Origin of the sequence: Marinobacter sp. M5B (assembly GCF_042604615.1) — a bacterium.
Lineage (GTDB): Bacteria > Pseudomonadota > Gammaproteobacteria > Pseudomonadales > Oleiphilaceae > Marinobacter > Marinobacter salarius.
This window is the reverse complement of the sequence record NZ_CP156894.1, coordinates 2,749,187-2,768,040: the sequence shown is the minus strand read 5'-3', so window position 1 is coordinate 2,768,040 and position 18,854 is coordinate 2,749,187. Positions and strand designations below refer to the sequence as shown.

Here is an 18,854-nt window from a genome sequence, read left to right as displayed (position 1 = left end):
GACGATTCAACATGATGACCTTGAAGAACACATTCGCACTGCACATTGTCAGCCTGGCACTGGCGTTCTGGCAGCCGGCAGCCATGGCCCAGGACAATAGCGAAGCCAAAACCGGCGACGGTGCGGTCTCGTTGAGCGTTGAAGAGCTGAAAAAGCAGGTGATCCGCCTGAACCGGGACCTGTTCATTCTGGAAGAGGACCTGCTGTATCCCGCGAGTACCCAGTTTGCGGTGTTTCTCAGCCTCGACACCGGCGAATTCCTCAAGCTGGATTCGGTGAAACTCAAGGTCAATGACGAAACCGTTGCCGCGCACCTGTATACCGAGCGTCAGGCCAAAGCATTGCAGCGTGGCGGTATGCAGCGCCTGCACATCGGTAACCTCAAGACGGGCGAACACGAGGTGACGGTGTTTGTTGAGGGTATTGGCCCGGATAACCGCGCCTATAAGCAGGCCGCGACCTATCAATTGCAGAAGGATACGGATACCGCTGCCCTGGAGGTCCGCATCCGCGACCGCTCATCTGATTACCAGCCCGAAGTGGCGATTGTTGAGTGGGAGTAACGCGGTCCGTGATTGAGTGGCTGAACCGAATGACGACGGGCGCCCCGGCGGGACTGATTCTTGCCGGTACGCTTGCGGCGTTGCTTCATGGTCCGGTGGCTGTGGGTGATGAACTGCCGCAGCGCGCAAGTGATCCTGCCTATGGTGTGGCTCTGTATGAGTATTATCAGGGCAATGCGTTTGAGGCGCTGACCCGCCTAAACGTGGCCTCCGCCGAAGGCGGCATCGATGGTCATGGTGACCATCCGGCGCTCGTAGAGGGCGGCCTGATGCTGTCCTACGGTATGACCCACGAAGCCGGCGCGCTGTTCCGGGAGTTACTGGACGAGAACGCAGCGGTGGCGCCGGGTACCCGCAACCAGGCCTGGTTCTATCTGGGCAAAGTGTTCTACCTTGAGCAGGATTCGACCGCGGCGCGAGATGCCCTTGAGCGGGTGGATGACGAGCTGTTGCAGGACGAAAGCGACGAGCTTTACCACGAGTGGCTGTACCTTCGGGGCCAGTTGGCCCTGTCCGGAACGGCCGGGACCAGTGGCGAAACCGTTGACGAACTGATCGACTCGCTGCCAGAGAGCTCACCCTGGCGTGCTTACCTGCATTACAACCAGGCTGTTGGCATGCTGTCTGAAGGCCAGACGGAAGAGGCGATGGACGCTTTGGCCAGCCTCGATAGCTTGCTTGGCGAGCTGCCCGAATTCGAGCCGCCGTTAGCCAACGAAATGTCGGCACTTCGGGAGCGGGTAAAGCTCTCCATTGGTCGTCTTCATCTCAGCAGAGGTGATTTTGCCGGCGCCATGGCCAGCCTTGAGCAGATCGCCCTCGACGGCGTGTTTTCCGACCAGGCCCTGTTCGATTATGCAGTTGCAGCCTCTCGCGAAGGTAGGGCGGGCCTGGCGTTGCAAGCGTTGAATACCCTTCAACAACGCCCTCTGTTCACACCCTGGCTACAGCAGGTGCCTTATGCCCGCGGCTTCCTGTTCGAGCAGATGGATCGTCAACAGCAGGCGCTGCAGGCGTACCGTGAGGCTGCCAGTCATTACCAGTCACTGAGTACTCGCCTGTCGGATGAGCGGGAGCAGCTAACCGAAGCGCGATTGATCGAGGCGCTTCGCTTCGTGCGTGAGGGCGATAGTCCCGGGCAGCCCGGATCGATGGACGCGGAGATGGTTCGTCCCGAACCGGGAGAAACAACCGTACTGACCGATGCCTATGGGCGTGTAAAGGTCCGGCCCGGGGATTACAGCCTGGCTGGATTGTTGGCGACGGAGTCCTTTCAGCTGTCCCTGCGTGATCTGCATGAACTCTATCGGTTGCGCGATTCCCTTGGCCAATGGCAAACGCAGTTGGAATCCTTCGATATCATGCTGGAAACCCGTGCCCAACAGCGGGAGCAACGTATCCGCGAGACCCGCGACGCACTTGATGCGCTCAACGCGGATCAATGGCTGGCGCGACAGGCTGAGTACCGCAGCGCTATTGAAGACGCGTTGGCCAGAGAGGATCTGCGCTTCTTCATGACGCAGGAACAGCACGAACTGGCGGACCGACTGGCGCAGGTGGAAAAGACCCTGTCGCAGCTGCCGGAGGACGAATCCACCCGCAAACAGCGTGAAACCTTCCAGCGGATGAACGCCTATTTCAACTGGCGCATTGCCGATGATTACGCGGTCAATCGTTGGGCTGCCGAAAAGCAGCTGCGGGAACTGGACCGGGCCATGGAGGTGTTCGTCGATCAGCGCGCGTTGATTGAACAGGAGATGGCATCGGGTGGAGAAAATCAGGCCCTGGCAGCCCGGGTAGAGGCCCGCCAGGCCGCGCTGCAACGTTTGCAGGGCGAGTTGGACAAGGCACTCTCGGCAGCACGAACGGAACTGCTTACCCTGGTGGATACTGAACTGCAGCAACAGAGCCAGGAGGTGCAGGGGTACCTCAGGGCAACCCGTCATGCAGCGGCAAGATTGGCGGACACGCTTTTCCTTGGTCGCAATGGTGCGGCGGCGAATCCGGCCACCGAAGCGGGAGGTGACCGTGACTAAGCCGGTAATCCGCAGGCGCCTGGATACCCTTCTGCCAGTGCTTGTCGCAGGCCTCCTCGGGGGCTGCCAGTCGCTTTCAATGCCGGATGTATTCGGCGGAGGGGATGACAGACAGCCCCAGCCGGGGACTCTGGCCACTCTTCAATCCATCGAGGAAACCATCGAGCCTGCGCCGGATACCCGGGGCGGCACCAGTGAAGTATCTCTGGGGGAGGTGATGGACAGTTACCGCGCCTTGTTGCCTCTGTTGGAAGACCCCGCCAAACAGGTTGCCGTACGTCACCGGCTGGCGGACCTGGAATTCCAGCGTGCGGAAAACAAGATGGTTGAAACCGCAGAGGATGAGATGGCCGGGGCTATTGAAGCCTATGAACAACTGCTGGCTGGGTATCCGGAGCGGCCCGGTAATGATCAGGTTCTTTACCAGTTGGCCCGCGCCTACGATCTGCGCGGCATGAGCGAAGAACACCTTGCCACACTGACAACGCTGGTGAATGAGCATCCGGATTCGCCATTCTGGGTCGAGGCGCAGTTCCGGCGCGGTGACTTGCTGTTCAGTAATCGCCGGTACACCGAGGCTGAACAGGCGTTCCGCACGGTGATCGACGCCGACCCGGCCAGAAGGGACGACGCCTCGTTCCTGGTCAACGCCCACTACATGCTGGGCTGGAGCCAGTTCAAGCAGGGGAGTTATCGGGAAGCCCTGTTCAGCTACATCAATGTGCTGGACCTGGTCATGCCGGAAGAGCAGGACGTGGAATCCGTCGGGCAGGAATACCGCACCATGATGGAAGACCTGTTCCGCGTATTTGGCCTGTCACTGTCTTACCTGGACGGTGCGGACACCCTGCAGGCCATCTTCCGTGAGACCGGCGAGAAACCCTACGAAATCCTCGTGTATGACCGCTACAGCGACCTTTTGCTGGAGCGGGAACAGTACACAGACGCCATTGATGTATTCGAGCGCTACATCGATGCGCGGTCACTGAGCCCATGGGCGCCCCGGTACCACATGCGTATCATCGACACCCTGGCACAGGCCGGCTTTACCGCTGACATACCGGATCGCAAGGCGGCGTTTGTTCGGGACTACGGCATTCACAGTGCCTACCTGCAACAGGCGGATGACGAGACAGCGTTTTATATCGGGCAGCAGCTGGAAGAGCTGATCCCGGAGCTTGCCAATCGCCACTATGTACTGGCGGGCGAGACAGAAGGTTTGGAATCGGATGAGCATTATCGTCAGGCGGCGGTGTATTACGAGGCCTTCGCGGATACCTTCCCGGCCCACCCCCGCACACCGGAGATGCTGTTCCTGCTGGGTGAAACCCATGTCGAACTGGCTCAGTGGCCGGAAGCCATCGAAGCCTTCGAACGTGTGGCCTATGACTTCCCATGGGAGGGAGAACCACCCGAACGCGCCGCTGAGGCAGGCTATGCGTCGGTACTGGCCTTCCGCGAATATGCCAAAACCTGGCCCCGTGAACCCGCTGAAACTTACAATGATTACACCGAGTTCCAGCAGCTGAATCGTCAACGATTCGTGAACGCCTTTCCCGACGACCCTCGCTCGGAAGAAGTGCTCTACATTGCCATGCAGCACGAATTCGAGCGCTATCGCTATGGGCAGGTGGTTGAAATGGCGGATCGCATGATTGCCCGAGTTCCCGCGCCCGGGGCGGATATCCTCACGGAAACCTGGTTGCTGAAAGCCCACAGCCTGTTTGAGCTGGCCCGATACGCCGAGGCGGAAACCACCTATCAACAGGCCTTGGGCGTCATGGCAGAGACCGACGAGAGGCGGCCGGATGTCATTGAAAGCCTGGCCGCGTCCGTTTTCCGTCAGGCGGAAGCGCTGGCGGATGCCGGTGATACCGCCGGAGCGGTTAGTGAATTCCTGCGTGTGGGCGTGGTTGCGCCCACCTCGGCTCTGAGGGCCAACGCTGAATACGATGCTGCCACCCTGCTGATTGAGCTTAGCCACTGGCAGGATGCCATCGATGTGATGGTGGCGTTCCGGACCCGCTACCCCGAACACGAACAAATCGATACCCTGCCAGCGCGCCTGGCACTGGCCTACCGCGAAACAGAGCAGTGGGAGAAAGCCGGGGATGAGCTGAACAACCTGATTGCGATGGCCACCACGGACGAGGAGAAGCGCGAGAACCTGCTGATCGCCGCGGATCTGTACGAACGTGCGGGAAATACTGGCAAGGCCATCGACACCTGGCGGCGGTATGCCAATACCTATCCTGAACCACTGGACGTTTACATGGAGGCCGCCAACAGCCTGGCCGGCCTATACGACGGGATTGGCGACGACAACAGCCGCCGTTTCTGGCTGCGCAAGCAGATGGAGACCGTGGACGACAATCCCGACGAGGCGGACGACCGCATGCGTTACCTGGCGGCCGAAGCTTCGGCGATTCTGGCACGGGAAGCACTGGCTTATTACGACAGCATTCGCCTGACCTTGCCGCTGAATCAAAGCATGGCAGCCAAGACCGAGGCGCTGGAAGAGGCCGTTACCGCCTACCAGAAAACCGCGAGTTACGGCGTGTCGTCCTTCTCCACCGAAGCCGGCTATCAGATTGCACACATCTACGCGCGCCTCGGCCGTGACCTGATGGAGTCGGAGCGACCAGAAGGATTGTCGGAGCTGGAGTTATCCCAGTACGAGCTTTTGCTGGAAGAGCAGGCCTACCCGTTTGAGGACAACGCCATCGACATTCATGAACAGAACGCCAGCCGCGCCCGCAACGGCATTTTCGATGAATGGGTTCAGCGCAGTTACGAAGCCCTGAAAACCCTGCTTCCGGGCCGTTACAACAAACCTGAAATCACCGTAGAGGTTGTCGATGAGCTGGGCTAGGTCATTCCAGGGGTGGACGCGAGTGGGCCTGCTGCTGGCTGTCGTGCTGGTGGCCGGTTGTGCGTCCTCGCCCAAAACCGACCCGGCAGATGTGGCGGAGGCAGAGCGCCAGGCCCGGGAGGCCGAGTTAACGCAGGACTTCAGCGAGGCGGTTGCCTTGCTCAGGGGAGGGGATACCGATAACGCGCGGAACCTGTTTGAACAGATCCATCAGGCCGACCCAGAGCGAACCGGACCCTTGGCCAATCTCGGCATTATTGCACTGCAAGAGGGCAACCCCGACGCCGCCGAAGGGTATTTCCAACAGGTGCTTGAGCGCGACCCGCAACACAGCGCAGCGTTGACCCACCTCGGAGTGATGGCCCGGGAGCAGGGCGAGTTCGAGCACGCTGAAACGCTTTACCGGCAAGCCCTGGAAGCCGATCCGAATCACCTGCCGGCCATGCTGAATCTGGCCATCCTGCTGGATATCTACCTCGGCCGGCTCGAGGAGGCCTTGCCTCTCTACGAGCAGTATCAGTCGCTGGCGGAAGAGCCGAATCCGCGCCTCAAGGACTGGATATTCGATGTCAGGAACCGCTTATGACCGCTAGAAAACACCTACTCAGTCTATTGCTGTTGATCATCGCATTTCCCTGCGTCGCCCAGGACGGCGTCGTGACGATCGAAGGCACACGAATTCGCGGTGACCAGGAAGTGCCGACGGTGCTTTACCTGGTGCCCTGGCAGGCGCCGGCGGTGCAGTCGCTGGCCCGGCCGGACGAGCAGTTGATGCTCCAGCGCCCTATTGCGCCGCTGGAGCGCCAGGAATTTCAGCGCCTGGTGTCCTATCATCAGTATTTCCGCACCTCAGCGGAGGATTCGACGGTGTCCGGACGTCCTGACTCAACGTCAGAGTGAGACGTGTGTCACACATTGTCTGTGCACATACGCATGTAAAAACAAACCGCTACAAAGACTTGCGTGAACTTACCCCCACCGGGGCCGTTGCCGCATACACTAGCCAGCAAATACGGACTATGGAGTGCCCTGAAAATGATTGAAACTGCCGTTCGCTTCTTCCAGGAAGGTGGCTTTTTCATGTATCCGATCGCCATCGTGCTGATTATCGGACTCATCGTTGCCGCTGAACGTTACATATACCTGTCTGCCCAGAAGATCACTAATCGTCGTGATTTCAACCGGTTGCACCACATGATTGGTGGTAAGGATCTTAAGGGCGCGCTGAACTACGCTACTGAGTCTGGCAGTGCCATGGCCTCCATGATCGGTTTCGGCCTCCAGCGCCTGGCCCGTCGCCAGTCCCGGGAAGAGATCGAGTACGCCATGGAAGAGGGGCTTCTGGAAGTCATGCCCCGCCTCGAGAAGCGTACCCAGTATCTGTCCACGCTGGCCAACATTTCCACGCTGATGGGCCTGCTCGGCACCATCATCGGCCTGATCGCGGCCTTTACCGCGGTTGCCGCGGCGGACCCGTCTCAAAAGGCGAGCCTGCTGTCCCAGAGTATCTCCGTAGCGATGAACACGACAGCCTTCGGCCTGATGTCTGCGATCCCGCTGCTGTTGATCCACTCAGTGCTCCAGACCAAGACCAACGAAATCATCGACAGCTTCGAGATGGCCGGCATCAAGGTGCTGAACCTGATCACCGACGGAACAGGCGCAAGGCCGCAGGCACCGGCTGCCGCCGCTGCCCGCCCAGCAGAGCCTGCTTCCCGTGCGGCCAACCCCGCCGGGTCAGTGGCGTAACGGTTCAATCAGGGAGCTAAAGCCATGAGGCGTAAGCATCGTCGGCTTCGCAGCGAAGCGGACCTGGATATCACACCGTTCATGAACCTGATGATCGTGCTGGTTCCGGTCCTGCTGCTGAATATGGTGTTTGCACACACCAGCGTGCTGGAGCTGAACTTCCCAGATGTGGATAGCAGTTCCGTTGAAGAACAGAAAGAACTCCAGTTACAGGTCGTCATTTTCGAAGACCAGCTTGTGGTGTCCGACAACCAGGGCGGCGTGATCAAGACCATTGCCAACCGCGAAGCGGCCCACGACTTCGAGATGCTCGGTAAGGTCATGAAGGAGCTTAAGGGCAGGCTCCCGGACAAACGCAACATCATCATTATGCCGTCCAGCGACACCTCATATCAGACGCTGGTGTCGGTGATGGACAAGGTGCGCTCTTACGAAGCGGTTGTCGCAGGTGATGTCGTTGAGGCCGAGCTGTTCCCCGAGATCTCACTGGGCGACGCACCGAAGAGGGCTGAACAGTCATGAAAGAGTCTGCGAAAGCCAAACGCCTGAAGCGCCATCATCGGCGGGGCAAACAACAGAGCAAGCTGAACCTGGTGTCGTTGATGGACATCTTTACCATCCTGGTGTTCTTCCTGATGGTGAATTCATCCTCCGATGTGCAGGTGCTGAACCAGGACAACGCCATCAAGCTGCCGGACTCCAGTGCCCAGCAGCCCCCGGGTGATGTGCTCGCGCTGACGGTCACGGACAACGATATCCTGGTGAACGGCCGTGTTGTGATGAAGCGGGACGTGCTCCAGGCCTTTAGTGGTCAGGTAGAGCCCGCCCTGAAGGAAGAGCTGGACTACCAGGCCAGCCGCTCCAGTGCTCCGGCACCGGATGCAGGGCGCCCCATCACCATCCTTGCCGATCGCGAACTGCCCTATGAACTGTTGAAGAAAATCATGTCCACCTGCGTGGACGCGGGCTACGCCAGTATTTCACTGGCTGTAAACCAGAAAACAGAGCAGGGAGCCTAGCTGTGGCAGAGTATCGTCAGGGATTGCCCTGGAATCAGGAGGTCGGAGAACGCAAGCGCTTGTTTGCGGTTGCTACCCTCGTGGTCCCGTTGTTCCTTGTGGCAGCCGCGTACATCACCTGGGTTGAGTTGCCGGAGCAGGATCGCAAAGAGCGTGAAGCCCTGCCGCCGCAATTGGCGAAGCTGATTGTTGAGAAACAGGAACCGCCACCACCCCCGGAACTGAAAACGCCAGAACCAGAGCCTGAACCCGAAAAGCCGGAACCGGAAGAGCAACCCGTTGCGGAACCCGAGCCAGTGCCCCAGCCGCCGGCACCAGAGCCTGAACCCGAGCCTGAGCCGGAACCCCAGGTGGCTGAAAAGCCGGAGCCCACACAGCAGGATGTCGAAAAAGCCCGGGAAAAGGCAAAAAACACCGGTATCCTCGCCATGGGCGATGAGCTCTCCAAGCTGAGTGCCCTGGGCAAATCCGTCAAACTGGATACCCCGGCGACGGTGACAACAGCGGAACCAATCGCCCGCAAGACGGGCGATACCCTGGCCCAGAGGGCCAACACCGGTCGCAGCTCCGGCGTGGATGAATCCGGCCTGACCCGCGAAACCCGCGAGGTTGCGCTGGCGGAACGGCAACGAGCCCAGGTAGAGGAAGCGGAAGAAGTGGTCGCCCAGGCGAAAGCCGCCGAGCGTGAGCAGCAGGCCGCTGCCAGCAAGCGCAGCCGGGAAGAGCTCCGTCGCACCATGGACGCCAACAAATCGGCCATCTACAGCATCTACAACCGCGAACTGCGCCGCAAACCCTCACTGCAGGGCAGCGTGACGCCGGAACTGGTGATCGAAGAGAATGGGGCGGTCTCAAGCTGTTCGGTGGTGGAATCCACCCTGAACGAGCCAGCCCTTGAAAAGAAAATCTGCAACCGTCTGCGATTGGTGGATTTCGGCGCCCGCCCGGGTGTCGACAGGACGACTATCCGCTATCCGATCGAATTGCTGTCTGGTTGAACGGACGTTATTGGCTACCGAGTCCCGGCCACCAGGCCGGGACTAACCTGCAATCAGCGATTAGCGGCGATCGGACGAGTGGTTGATGCCATCCGTGGTAGGAATGTCGCCCAACTCAAAGGGATTTACCCCCTCTATACACGCCACGTTCACCCCAAACTGATTCGGGTTTGAGCGCCGTCTATGGTGTGTATAAATCCCGCAGGTAGCGCAGAAGTAGTGTTCAGCGGTTTTGGTATTGAACTGATAGAGCGTCAAATTCTCCGCGCCCTTTAATATCCTGAAAGCATCTAACGGAACCGAGGTCACGACAGCGCCACGACGTGCGCACATTGAGCAATTGCAACGGCTCAAGTCCTCAAAGCCACCGGGAAGATCAACTTCGAATTGGACACTGCCGCAATGGCAGGCGCCGCGATTTAAACCTTTTACATCCATGCCGGGAGACCTCCTTTAGGGGGAATCCATCCCCTCACGAATAGACTCACCCCGTGCCTGCGATTATTGTGCATGTGCCGTAATTATGATTGTGTTGAATCCTTCATCAGGTGTGGGGGCAACAAAGTACTTTGTAACGAGCTCAAACATCTCTTCCGTATCAGTTGCCGCTCTCTGTGGCTGCTCTATTCGCCTTTTTGCGATTTGCCCCAAGCAAATCTCATTTGGCTGATCGATGTAAATCAGCTCGTGAGGGGCCTGGATCTCAGAGAAAATGCTTTTAAACCACTCTCGTTGCGAAATTGTATTTGCAGGAAAGTCCATTACTACGTTAGTTCCCGCCGCCAAGATCGATTGAGTCAGCTTCTTCATTTGAGGCTTGAGCCGACCAGCATATTTTACGTAATCTTCCAGTGTCTTGATGCTATCCGGATAGACTGACGCAAGCCACTCGTCTTCAGAAAGCAGCACGGCGTTTCGCTCATGGGCAACTTCAAGAGACTTTGTCGTTTTACCTGCCCCCATTTTTCCACAGAAAAATGTCAATACTCCTTTGTTCATTTCTTGCCTCGTATTGTATAACGCTGATTTTCAGCGGCAGTCTTGTCAGAACGAAGCGGCGACAAGACTCTCCGTTGGAGGCACGCCTGGGCCGGAACAAACTGAAACTACTTTCACAGGCTCGCCTTGAATGTCACCTTCCCTCCCTGCATAACGCCCCCATTGCCTTGGTGTGTTAGACATTTCCTACCGGAGTACTCAGTGCCTGTTCCGCCCCCAAACCAGCGTTATCGCCACGCTAACCACAGCGGAGGCGGCCAGGGCACCAAGGAAGGGCGCCAAGGTAGGGATGCCACCGGGGAAGCTGGCGGCCAGGAGGCCCGCCGTCAGACTGCCACCAGTCACCCAGCCAGGAATGATCGCCCCCGCCAGGCCGGCCAGGCCGCCAAATACGGCTGCGGTAGTGGTCATTCGCTTCCACAGCCCCATCAATACCGGTATCACCGCCGTCGCGCAGAGCAGGTCGGCGATCAGGAACAATCTCAGTACCGAGACGCCCTGGAGTGCGACTATTACCACGGGAATCATCAGGAGGACGGTTACCCATCGTGCCGATATGATGGAGAGCCCCCGTTTTTCGGTCACTGCCAGGGAGGCCAGGGCGTTCTGGAGTGTGTCCACGGACGAGGCTACTAATGTGAGGGCCAGTACCAGGGCGGGAATGGTCAGCCATGCGGGGGCGCCGGATAGTAGTGCAAAGAAAGGAATGGGTGGAGATCCGAGATCTGCACCGCTCATGGCGGCGGCAATGCCCAAGCCGCCGACCACGGCAACCACGATAATAGTCACCAGGCCGCCCAACAGGGCGCCGCTGCGCAGCGCCGAAGTATCGCGGGCGGACCACAGGCGCTGCCAGTAGCCCTGGTGAAACAGATTAGCGGCGGTTACGGCGATCACCAGTGTCAGGGCTACGCCCAGGGCACTGCCTACTGGCGCGGAGGGGGCGTCAGCCATTTGCAGTTCCGGTAGCCGGTCCATTGCCACGAATCCGACAATGGCCAGTAGCCCGATCAGCAGGAACGCCTGCCACTGGTCCGTGACGATGCTGGCTCGCAGGCCACCCCAGGTGGTGTATATGAGTGTGGCAACGGCCACGCCAAGCACCGCAAGGTTCCCATTCACGCCCGACAGCAATGAGGTGATGGCGCCGATGGCGGTGAGTTCGGCGGTGAGGAAGCACAGCATGTAGAGCACGGAGATCAGCGACACGTAGCGGCGAACCGATGAGCCATAACAGGCTTGGGCAAACTCACCAATGCTGCGGCCCTGTGGCAGGTAGCGCCGGATGGCCGGGCCACAGAAGGCAAACACGATAAAGGGCAGGGCGGCGCCAAGGGCGTAACCGGCCAATGCCACCGGCCCCACCAGGGCGCCAACTTCCGGGGGCGCGAAGAGTATCCAGCCTCCCATACCCGACGCCAGGAAGGATAGCCCGAGTGCCCGGGCGCCCTGACTGTTGCGGGCCGTCACGAAATCATCCAGGCCGCCATCGGCCAGGCGAGCCCGCAGCCCGAGCCAGGTGAACAGAACGAGTGCAGCCGCCAGGGCAGCTACCGTGGTGTAGAGCATGGTGTGTTTCTCCGTTAATCATAAAGCCGGGAATAGTGACATATTCCACGCGGTGCTGCGATTGACTGTCTGTCTTATGCTTTACTGTATTAAGTCACCATTCGGAATTGAACCGACGGGGGAGGCCCCACCCAATGAGTAATCGCAAATCGGAACTGGAAACCCTGCGTGCCGACCTTAAGGCACGCCTGTCAAAGTATGAAGCCCACCAGCATCGCCAGGGTGGCGCGCTGGAGAAAGACTTCGAAGAGCAGGCCGTACAGACCCAGAACGACGAAGTGGTCGATTCACTGGAGACGGAAACCCGCAACGAGCTGGCCCAGATCGAACACGCCCTTGAACGCCTTGCTGAAGGGCTCGGGGACGAATGTGAGGGTTGCGGCGAAGACATTGATCCACGGCGCCTGCAGGTTCTGCCCTACACCACAGTCTGCGTGAAGTGCGCCGAAGACTGAACCCCTATCACTCCCCCTGAATCTTGCTGAGCAGGTCTTTGGCCAGTTCAATGGCCTCTGACCGGTGGCTGATGTTCTGCTTCTGGTAGAGGCTGCGAATGTGCGTCTTCACCGTGGTGGAGGCGACTTTCAGGTGTTCGGCGATCTGGTCATTCGACAGGCCGGCGTGGATCAGACTGAGTATCTGCCATTCCCGGCGGGTAAGGGGAGATGTGCGGATCAGTTCGGGTACATCAGGCCGGTCGATAATATCCTGAATGATGGCTTCGTCCAGTGAAATCCGGATGGCGCGGCTGAAATCCCGTTGTTGCTGAGCCAGCTGGATCAGGCGTTCGGCGCGCTGCAGTTCCATTCCGTCAATCGCTTCGTCATTGATCAGCGCTTTCAGGATCACGATCAGCACCTTGCCCATACGCAGGAAGCTGCCGACGGCCCCGGTGGTGCTGGCCAGTTGGAGCGCGGCGACCATGTGCTTCAGGGCGTTCTCACGGTCTTCAGTGTCCCAGTAAAGCAGCGCCAGCGCGATATGGTTGCGGTTGAGGTCGGTTTTAAGACCCACCTGTTCCGCGACGGCTTGCAGTCCTGTCAGCAGAGGCTGCGCTTTGCTGTACAGGCCCAGGCTCATGTACGCCCGAGCCCGGTTGCGACCGTTGCATTGATTGAAGTGGTTGGTCGCTGTGGTGGGGTCGACGGGCGGTGCGATGGTCAGCCAGCGTTGTATGGCTTCCCGGTCCCGAACCGCATCCCAGTAGGCGAGCATGGTGGCGTGGGCGTTGGCGACCCAGTCCAGATGATAGTCACCGGAGGCGAGCATTTTCTGCATCTTGGCGATGTAGTCCGCGCACAGGCTTTGCCGGCCCCTGGCATGGGCCACCTTGGCCAGCGATGTATAGCTTTGCACGTACCAGCGCTCGCCCTGGGCTTCCAGGATTTCGATGCCCTGGAGCGCACACCGCTCAGCATTTTCCAGATGGTGCCATTCCCACATGATCTGACTGCGGATGCGGAACAGGAATTCCAGTATCGGCAGGTGGTTGAGGTGGTTTTCCTCGGCGTACTGGAAACCCCGTTCCTGGATGTTGTAGGCCTTCTGCAACAAGCCCATCGCAACGCTGATTTCAGACTGCTGACACAGTGCCCAGAGCACGTTCTGGTGGGCCTGGTGCGCCCGGGCGAGGTGTTCGGTTTCCTGCATACGGGCGAGGGCTTCTTCCAGTTCGCCCTGGACAAACAGAGCTTCCCCAATGACAGAGGCCGCCGCCACCCGGGAGGTGGGCAAGTAGCGGGCTTCCTGGTCGATGGCTTCGCGGGCGAGGGCCAGGGCACGTTCTCCATCCCCATAATTCATGGCGACCTGGGCACGAATGGCACTGAATTCACCATGCACCGCGCGCTGGGTGTCTTCCGTCATGGATGCTTCCAGACGGGTTTCCGCAGCCGACAACCAGTTTTCAACTTCGTCAAACTTGTACTGGCCCTGGGCCACCCAGGCCCTGAGCAGTGTCAGCGTCGGATCCTGGGCAATCACATCCTGGGGCAGGGCGTCGAGGCAACGCTGCAGCAGGATAAACTGGCCCTCGGTGAAAAACTTGCGGCCGTGAATGGTCAGTACGCGGGTGATACGGTCCGCGTCGTCGGCGGCGATGGCGTGGCGGGCGGCCTCTTCGGCGTGGTCCAGTTCCAGCCAGGCGTCACTGGCCCGTTGGTGCAGCTGTTGGCGGTTTTCTTCGGTGGTGCAGCTCAACAGGTGCTGGAGATAGACGGAAAACAGCGGATGGTAGCGGAACCACAGGGCGGAATTGTCCACGGGCGTGATAAACAGCCCCATGGACAGAAGGCCGCTGAGCAGGGCCTGGCCATTGCTGTCGTCCATCACCCGCATGACCATCCGCGCGTTGAAGCGGTCCAGTATGCTGGTGCGTAGCAGGAATGTTCGCTGCTGTTCCGTCAGCCCCTGCCCAACCAGTTCGTCAAAGTAGTCAAAGATGTGCTGGTTGCCGTACTCCAGCTGATCCACAAAATCGTTGAATTCGATGCTGGTCAGTGCCGATGCGGACAGAAGCTGGAGTGCCGACACCCAGCCTTCAACCCGCCTGACAGCCCGCTCGATGCTTTCCCGCGAAATCTCGAACGGCAATCGGCTGTCAAAGTAGCTCTGTGCTTCGTCTGCACCAAAGGCCAGATCCCGTGAGGTGATCTCGGTCATCCGTCCCTGCATCCTCAGTTGCGCGACGCCAATGGGGGGCACCGTCCGGGTGATCAGGACGAGCGTCAGACAGGCAGGTTGATGCCGCAGCAGGAAGCGCAGCGCGTTGTGGATGACCTCGTTGTCAATCAGGTGATAGTCGTCCAGCACCAGATACAGCGGGTCCCCGTCCAGCCCGTCCAAGGGAAGCTCGGCCAGGAGGTCGGTGAGAAAACTCTCCAGATCGTCGTACCCCTTCTCCTGCAATTTCCGCAGCGTGGCCTTGCAGCTGCCGGGAGCTGCAACCTCAAGTGACTTGGCCAGGTAGCCTGCAAATCGGGCCGGGTCGTTGTCGCCGACCTCCAGGCGATACCAGGCGCTGGTGGCCTCCAGTGCCTCAAGACGGTCCGCCACCGTGGTGGTTTTGCCATAGCCCGCGGGCGCATGCACCAGCAGCAGGCTTACCGGTTCCAGGCCGTGGAGAAGATCGTTGAATTTTTCCCGGTGTAAAAGGGCGGGTGGTGGTTGTGGGCTCTGGTTTTTGGCAGCGATGAACGTCAGTTGTCCCGGATTCAGTGTTGTTGTCATCAGGATCTTCAGTAATTGGTGTCAGACAGTGGCAAAGAATGTGATACCGGCTTTGTGCCTCTGCGTCAACTTCCCGTTGTCGCTATTTGAGGGGCATGAACCAGTTCTCAAAACCGGCAGGGAGGGCCCCTTCTGCAGCGGCAGATTTGAGGCACAGTTATCTTTAAGGCGTTAGCGATTTCGGTATCTTACCGTAACAAGATGTAACTCGGAAAACGTGATGTCTAATAATAACAGGGACTTCGTCTGACCATGCTGCTGGTACTCGCCGGATCCATCCTCACTTTCACTATGGCCCAGGAGGCGGTCGTCGTGGAGCCTTATGAACAGGGCACCATTGTGATTGAGCAGGATTTCGACACCAGCCCCATTGAGTTGAGAACCGACGCCCGGGTGGAACCTCTGGTGGAGCAGAAGTTCCGGAATATCGTGCGTCAGGCTTACGACTACAGCTGCGGTAGCGCCGCCTTGACCACGGTTCTGAATTTCTACCTCGGTAGAAACCTTGGTGAGCGGCAAGTCATGGAGGGGCTACTTCACTACGGCGAGAGTGAACGGATTGTGCAGCGCCGCGCCTTTTCCATGCTCGACATGAAACGTCTCGTTACCGCCCTTGGTTATCCCTCTGGCGGGTTCCGCGCCACGATTGATGACCTGATTGACCTCGATCACCCGGCCATCGTTCCCATCCAGCACGCCGGTTTCAAGCACTTCGTGGTGCTGCGCACCATCCGCGACGGCCGGGTGTATCTGGCCGATCCGGCGGTCGGCAATATCTCCTTCACGCTCGCCCAGTTTGAAGAGAGCTGGGACGACAACGTGCTCTTCATTGTGTTCCCCGGCAGTGACAAGCCGCTGGATTACCTGGAGTTGAAAGAGGAGGACCTCCGGTTTGTGGACGACCAGACATTGACGTTGCTGGCGTTGCAGAAGTTACCCGAATTCCATGAATCCACGGAACGCCGGATCAGAAACATGCTGGAACGCCAGAAGAATAATCCGGACGGCAGCGTTGAGAATACCCGGAAGCAGCTGTTCTACCGGCGCCATTAACGTGCCGGGCGCAAAGCCGGCACACAGGAAACAATACAATTAGAAATAAGGGAGTCAGGATGAATCGTTGGTTAGTGCGAGGTTTTATCCTTTTTTCCGTGACTGGCCTTTTACCAACCATGGCATTGTCGCAGGAAGGAAACGTAGACGAGGCGAGGGAGGCACTTGCCAGGCAGGAGGGTGACGAGGATTCATCCAAACAGTTGGAAGAGGTGTTCCAGGCAGCCGAGACCAGCTATTCGTTGCAGAAGAAGGGCACCCATTCCCTGAACTACTCGTTCGATTACTCCTACACCGGTGACCAGCGTCTCGACCTGGCGATCACCGACGGTTCAGTTCGCAACCTTGATGTGGTGCCGTCCGCGACCCACAACTTCACCAATGCGTTTTCCTACGATTATGGCCTGCTGGATAACCTGACTGTCGGTGCGCGGATACCCCTGGTGGTTAAGTACGATACCCAGGATGAACTGAACATCTACGATTTTGGCGATATCTCCGCGACCGCTCGCTGGCAGCCCTTTGCCTACGTGCCGGGCAAGATGTCCACGACGGTCTTCGGCACTTTCACAACCAAGACGGGTGTCAGTCCCTACGAGATTGATATAGACGAGCAACTGTCCACCGGCAGCGGCTACTATTCGGTTGCCGGCGGCGTAAGTTTCTCAAAGGTGTTGGACCCGGTGGTTGTGTTCGGGTCTACCAGCGCTACCTACAACCTTCCTGAGAGGGACCTCCAACAAGTCCGGGGCGCCAGGGTGTTACAGGAACTGGAACCCGGCTTCGGGCTTTCCGGCTCCGCCGGTTTCGCCTATTCGCTGTCCTACGACATTTCCCTCAGCATCTCCGCCCAGTTGAGTTACAGCGACCAGACCATCCTGTCCTTCAGTGATGGCACTCAGGCCGTGGCTCAGGACCAGATGAGTGGCTTCCTCAGTATGTCGCTGGGTACCCGCGTGAGTGATACCACCATCGTGAACACCAGCCTTGGTATTGGCCTTACCGAAGACGCACCTGATTTCTCGCTGGGCGTGTCCCTGCCCATCAGATTTTCAGGTCTCAAAGAGTGAGTTCAGCCTCTGACGTTTTACGGGAAGGGAAGATTTCATGGGAATAACCAGCCACAAGAGACAGATTGCCGCTGCCATTATGGCAGCCTCGGTGACCTGTGGTGTCGAGGCGCAGCTGGCACAGAACCTGACCATTCATCCCAAGGCATTGGCCCTGGGTAACGCCGTGACGGCCGATCCGCCCGGTATTATGGCGATCCATTACAACCCGGCGGGGCTGACCAAGCTGGATGGGCGTCAGCTTGAAGTTAACCTGATGAGCGTTTACCTGGACATTGACGCCGATTTCCACGCCCCGGATGGCTACGAGATTTTCGGCATTGATGGCCTGGAAACAGACCCTCTCACTGGCAAACAGCGGGACCCGGTCGCAAACAAACACAGCCATACCAACAATGTTGCCCTGTATCTCCCGGGGTTTGGCATATTGCGGGCGCCGCCTGGCCCCGCCGTCGCCCCGTCTGCCGGTATCAGCATCAACCCGCCCGGGTCGAAACTGACCTTTGGCAACGCCTTCTACCTGCCCCTGGCCGCCGGCTTCTATCGCGACAAGGACGACCCGGGGCGCTATATGCCACAGGCAACGGCCTTGCAGCGGACAACTTATCTGTCGCCAACCGTTGGTTACAAGATCAACGACGAGTGGTCCGTGGGTGCCGGGATCCATCTGTCGCATATGGGGGTTGCCGCAGATCAGTACATGCGCGCCCCCAACATGCTATTGGGCGTTGCGGAGGTCCTTCAGGATGCCTTCAACTGCGAAAGTGGGGATGAGCCTCTGCAGCCATGGCTGGCCCTTTGCGGGGGTAATGTCGGGCCCTGGGACGACATTGGTGCCTTGAGTATCAACGTGCAGGAAACCCTGTCACCCACCTACGCGCTGGGTGTGATGTGGGAACCCAATGAGTGGTTCGCCTGGGGGGCGAGTTATACCTCCGAAGCCGACATGAATATGAAGGGTACTTTCGAGATAGAGTACACCGACGACTGGTCCGGCTTCTGGCAGAGCGTCAACGGCTCGGTGCTGGGTGCCATCACCTCGGCTATCCTGAGCTTGCCGTCCGGTGCCCCAAGGGAAGCGGGCAACGTCTCCATGGACCTGACCTATCCCCAGCATTTCCAGACCGGCATCAGCTTGGATGTCCATCCCAAGCTGACGGTCAATGTGGACGTTGGCTGGACGGACTACAAGCAGTGGGACGCGTTTGTGTTTCGCTTCGATCGTAACCTGGAGTTCCTGAACGCCGCGCGGATTCTGTCACCGCAGAACGCCACTCCCAACACACTGAGGTTGCCTCTCGGTTTTACCGATCAGTGGAACTGGGGTTTTGGGCTGGAGTTCCATGCGTCGTCCCGTCTGGACCTTCGCGCGGGTATGGAAATCCGGGATTCGGTAATTCCCGATGACCAGCGCCAGATTATGGCGCCGTTCGGCGGTGCAAACCTCTACAGTATTGGTATGGGGTATCGGTGGGATAAGGATACTGAGATCGACATGAACCTGAGCTATCTGCAATCCATAGAAACGGTTCCTGCCAACGGCAGTTGTAACCTAAACTGTGACAATATTACCAATATCATCTACAACCCCTATGCGGGGCTGGATGTGAAAACCTCGCTACGGGTTGTCACGGCAGGTCTCAGTTTCCGTACCAAATTCTGACGCAAACGCGTTAACGAACAGGGTGTTTTGCCCCG

Annotated in this window: 17 protein-coding genes; 13 read left to right on the top strand and 4 right to left on the bottom strand. The window is 58.8% G+C overall.

The window, feature by feature from the left end:
* Nucleotides 1-11 precede the first annotated feature (11 nt).
* The 9 genes from AAGD24_RS12570 (at nt 12) to AAGD24_RS12530 (ending at nt 9,237) form a co-directional block, all read left to right on the top strand.
* Entirely contained in the window at nt 12-563 is a 552-nt protein-coding gene (locus AAGD24_RS12570) for an AraC family transcriptional regulator (RefSeq protein ID WP_085680165.1), read from the top strand.
* A gap of 8 nt (nt 564-571) precedes the next feature.
* A complete protein-coding gene (locus AAGD24_RS12565) occupies nt 572-2,599 on the top strand; it encodes a hypothetical protein (RefSeq protein ID WP_085680167.1) in 2,028 nt (675 codons plus the stop codon).
* Nucleotides 2,592-5,471, top strand: a complete 2,880-nt coding sequence (locus AAGD24_RS12560) for a tetratricopeptide repeat protein (protein WP_087148975.1) — start codon at nt 2,592-2,594, stop codon at nt 5,469-5,471. Before AAGD24_RS12565 ends, AAGD24_RS12560 begins: the two co-directional genes overlap by 8 nt.
* Nucleotides 5,458-6,057 carry a tetratricopeptide repeat protein gene (locus tag AAGD24_RS12555; protein ID WP_227517900.1) on the top strand — a complete coding sequence of 200 codons (600 nt, stop codon included), beginning with the start codon at nt 5,458-5,460 and terminating at the stop codon, nt 6,055-6,057. The genes AAGD24_RS12560 and AAGD24_RS12555 overlap by 14 nt, the downstream gene beginning before the upstream one ends.
* Nucleotides 6,054-6,371: a hypothetical protein gene (locus AAGD24_RS12550; RefSeq protein ID WP_041334203.1), complete on the top strand. Its 318-nt coding sequence runs from the start codon at nt 6,054-6,056 to the stop codon at nt 6,369-6,371. The genes AAGD24_RS12555 and AAGD24_RS12550 overlap by 4 nt, the downstream gene beginning before the upstream one ends.
* 135 nt (nt 6,372-6,506) lie before the next feature.
* Entirely contained in the window at nt 6,507-7,220 is a 714-nt protein-coding gene (locus AAGD24_RS12545) for a MotA/TolQ/ExbB proton channel family protein (RefSeq protein ID WP_041334205.1), read from the top strand.
* A gap of 24 nt (nt 7,221-7,244) precedes the next feature.
* On the top strand, nt 7,245-7,742 hold the full coding sequence (locus tag AAGD24_RS12540; RefSeq protein ID WP_085680171.1) for a biopolymer transporter ExbD: 498 nt from the start codon (nt 7,245-7,247) through the stop codon (nt 7,740-7,742).
* On the top strand, nt 7,739-8,239 hold the full coding sequence (locus AAGD24_RS12535; RefSeq protein ID WP_041334208.1) for a biopolymer transporter ExbD: 501 nt from the start codon (nt 7,739-7,741) through the stop codon (nt 8,237-8,239). The genes AAGD24_RS12540 and AAGD24_RS12535 overlap by 4 nt, the downstream gene beginning before the upstream one ends.
* A 2-nt stretch (nt 8,240-8,241) precedes the next feature.
* Nucleotides 8,242-9,237 (top strand): AgmX/PglI C-terminal domain-containing protein, encoded by a 996-nt coding sequence (locus AAGD24_RS12530; RefSeq protein ID WP_085680173.1) that lies wholly within the window; start codon nt 8,242-8,244, stop codon nt 9,235-9,237.
* Nucleotides 9,238-9,297: 60 nt separating this feature from the next.
* On the opposite strand, the gene AAGD24_RS12525 is transcribed toward AAGD24_RS12530, so the two are convergent.
* The 3 genes from AAGD24_RS12525 to AAGD24_RS12515 form a co-directional block, all read right to left on the bottom strand.
* Complete coding sequence (locus tag AAGD24_RS12525) at nt 9,298-9,675, bottom strand: GFA family protein (RefSeq protein ID WP_075196250.1); 378 nt, start codon at nt 9,673-9,675, stop codon at nt 9,298-9,300.
* 63 nt (nt 9,676-9,738) lie between these two features.
* A complete protein-coding gene (locus AAGD24_RS12520; RefSeq protein ID WP_041334213.1) occupies nt 9,739-10,236 on the bottom strand; it encodes an ATP-binding protein in 498 nt (165 codons plus the stop codon).
* A 198-nt stretch (nt 10,237-10,434) separates the two neighbouring features.
* Entirely contained in the window at nt 10,435-11,805 is a 1,371-nt protein-coding gene (locus tag AAGD24_RS12515) for a sodium:solute symporter (protein WP_085680177.1), read from the bottom strand.
* Nucleotides 11,806-11,939: 134 nt separating this feature from the next.
* On the opposite strand from AAGD24_RS12515, the gene AAGD24_RS12510 reads away from it, so the two are divergent.
* Nucleotides 11,940-12,260, top strand: a complete 321-nt coding sequence (locus AAGD24_RS12510) for a TraR/DksA C4-type zinc finger protein (RefSeq protein ID WP_041334219.1) — start codon at nt 11,940-11,942, stop codon at nt 12,258-12,260.
* Nucleotides 12,261-12,267: 7 nt separating this feature from the next.
* Here AAGD24_RS12510 and malT read toward each other — a convergent pair whose 3' ends face one another.
* The gene (gene malT, locus AAGD24_RS12505) at nt 12,268-15,033 is read right to left on the bottom strand and encodes an HTH-type transcriptional regulator MalT (protein WP_085680179.1); all 2,766 of its coding nucleotides are present in this window, start codon (nt 15,031-15,033) and stop codon (nt 12,268-12,270) included.
* Between the two features lie 252 nt (nt 15,034-15,285).
* Here malT and AAGD24_RS12500 point away from each other — a divergent pair, with 252 nt between their 5' ends.
* The 3 genes from AAGD24_RS12500 to AAGD24_RS12490 are packed head-to-tail and all read left to right on the top strand — an operon-like array spanning nt 15,286 to nt 18,819.
* Nucleotides 15,286-16,086 carry a C39 family peptidase gene (locus tag AAGD24_RS12500; RefSeq protein ID WP_085680181.1) on the top strand — a complete coding sequence of 267 codons (801 nt, stop codon included), beginning with the start codon at nt 15,286-15,288 and terminating at the stop codon, nt 16,084-16,086.
* Nucleotides 16,087-16,145: 59 nt separating this feature from the next.
* On the top strand, nt 16,146-17,156 hold the full coding sequence (locus AAGD24_RS12495; protein ID WP_041334221.1) for a hypothetical protein: 1,011 nt from the start codon (nt 16,146-16,148) through the stop codon (nt 17,154-17,156).
* A 37-nt stretch (nt 17,157-17,193) separates the two neighbouring features.
* Complete coding sequence (locus tag AAGD24_RS12490; RefSeq protein WP_075196246.1) at nt 17,194-18,819, top strand: OmpP1/FadL family transporter; 1,626 nt, start codon at nt 17,194-17,196, stop codon at nt 18,817-18,819.
* Nucleotides 18,820-18,854: the final 35 nt, after the last annotated feature.

Coding starts and splice junctions, on each gene's coding strand:
- AAGD24_RS12570 (WP_085680165.1), top strand. CDS start 12: ATGATGACCTTGAAGAACACATTCGCACTGCACATTGTCAGCCTGGCA.
- AAGD24_RS12555 (WP_227517900.1), top strand. CDS start 5,458: ATGAGCTGGGCTAGGTCATTCCAGGGGTGGACGCGAGTGGGCCTGCTG.
- AAGD24_RS12550 (WP_041334203.1), top strand. CDS start 6,054: ATGACCGCTAGAAAACACCTACTCAGTCTATTGCTGTTGATCATCGCA.
- AAGD24_RS12545 (WP_041334205.1), top strand. CDS start 6,507: ATGATTGAAACTGCCGTTCGCTTCTTCCAGGAAGGTGGCTTTTTCATG.
- AAGD24_RS12540 (WP_085680171.1), top strand. CDS start 7,245: ATGAGGCGTAAGCATCGTCGGCTTCGCAGCGAAGCGGACCTGGATATC.
- AAGD24_RS12535 (WP_041334208.1), top strand. CDS start 7,739: ATGAAAGAGTCTGCGAAAGCCAAACGCCTGAAGCGCCATCATCGGCGG.
- AAGD24_RS12525 (WP_075196250.1), bottom strand. CDS start 9,675: ATGGATGTAAAAGGTTTAAATCGCGGCGCCTGCCATTGCGGCAGTGTC.
- AAGD24_RS12520 (WP_041334213.1), bottom strand. CDS start 10,236: ATGAACAAAGGAGTATTGACATTTTTCTGTGGAAAAATGGGGGCAGGT.
- AAGD24_RS12515 (WP_085680177.1), bottom strand. CDS start 11,805: ATGCTCTACACCACGGTAGCTGCCCTGGCGGCTGCACTCGTTCTGTTC.
- AAGD24_RS12510 (WP_041334219.1), top strand. CDS start 11,940: ATGAGTAATCGCAAATCGGAACTGGAAACCCTGCGTGCCGACCTTAAG.
- malT (WP_085680179.1), bottom strand. CDS start 15,033: ATGACAACAACACTGAATCCGGGACAACTGACGTTCATCGCTGCCAAA.
- AAGD24_RS12500 (WP_085680181.1), top strand. CDS start 15,286: ATGCTGCTGGTACTCGCCGGATCCATCCTCACTTTCACTATGGCCCAG.
- AAGD24_RS12495 (WP_041334221.1), top strand. CDS start 16,146: ATGAATCGTTGGTTAGTGCGAGGTTTTATCCTTTTTTCCGTGACTGGC.
- AAGD24_RS12490 (WP_075196246.1), top strand. CDS start 17,194: ATGGGAATAACCAGCCACAAGAGACAGATTGCCGCTGCCATTATGGCA.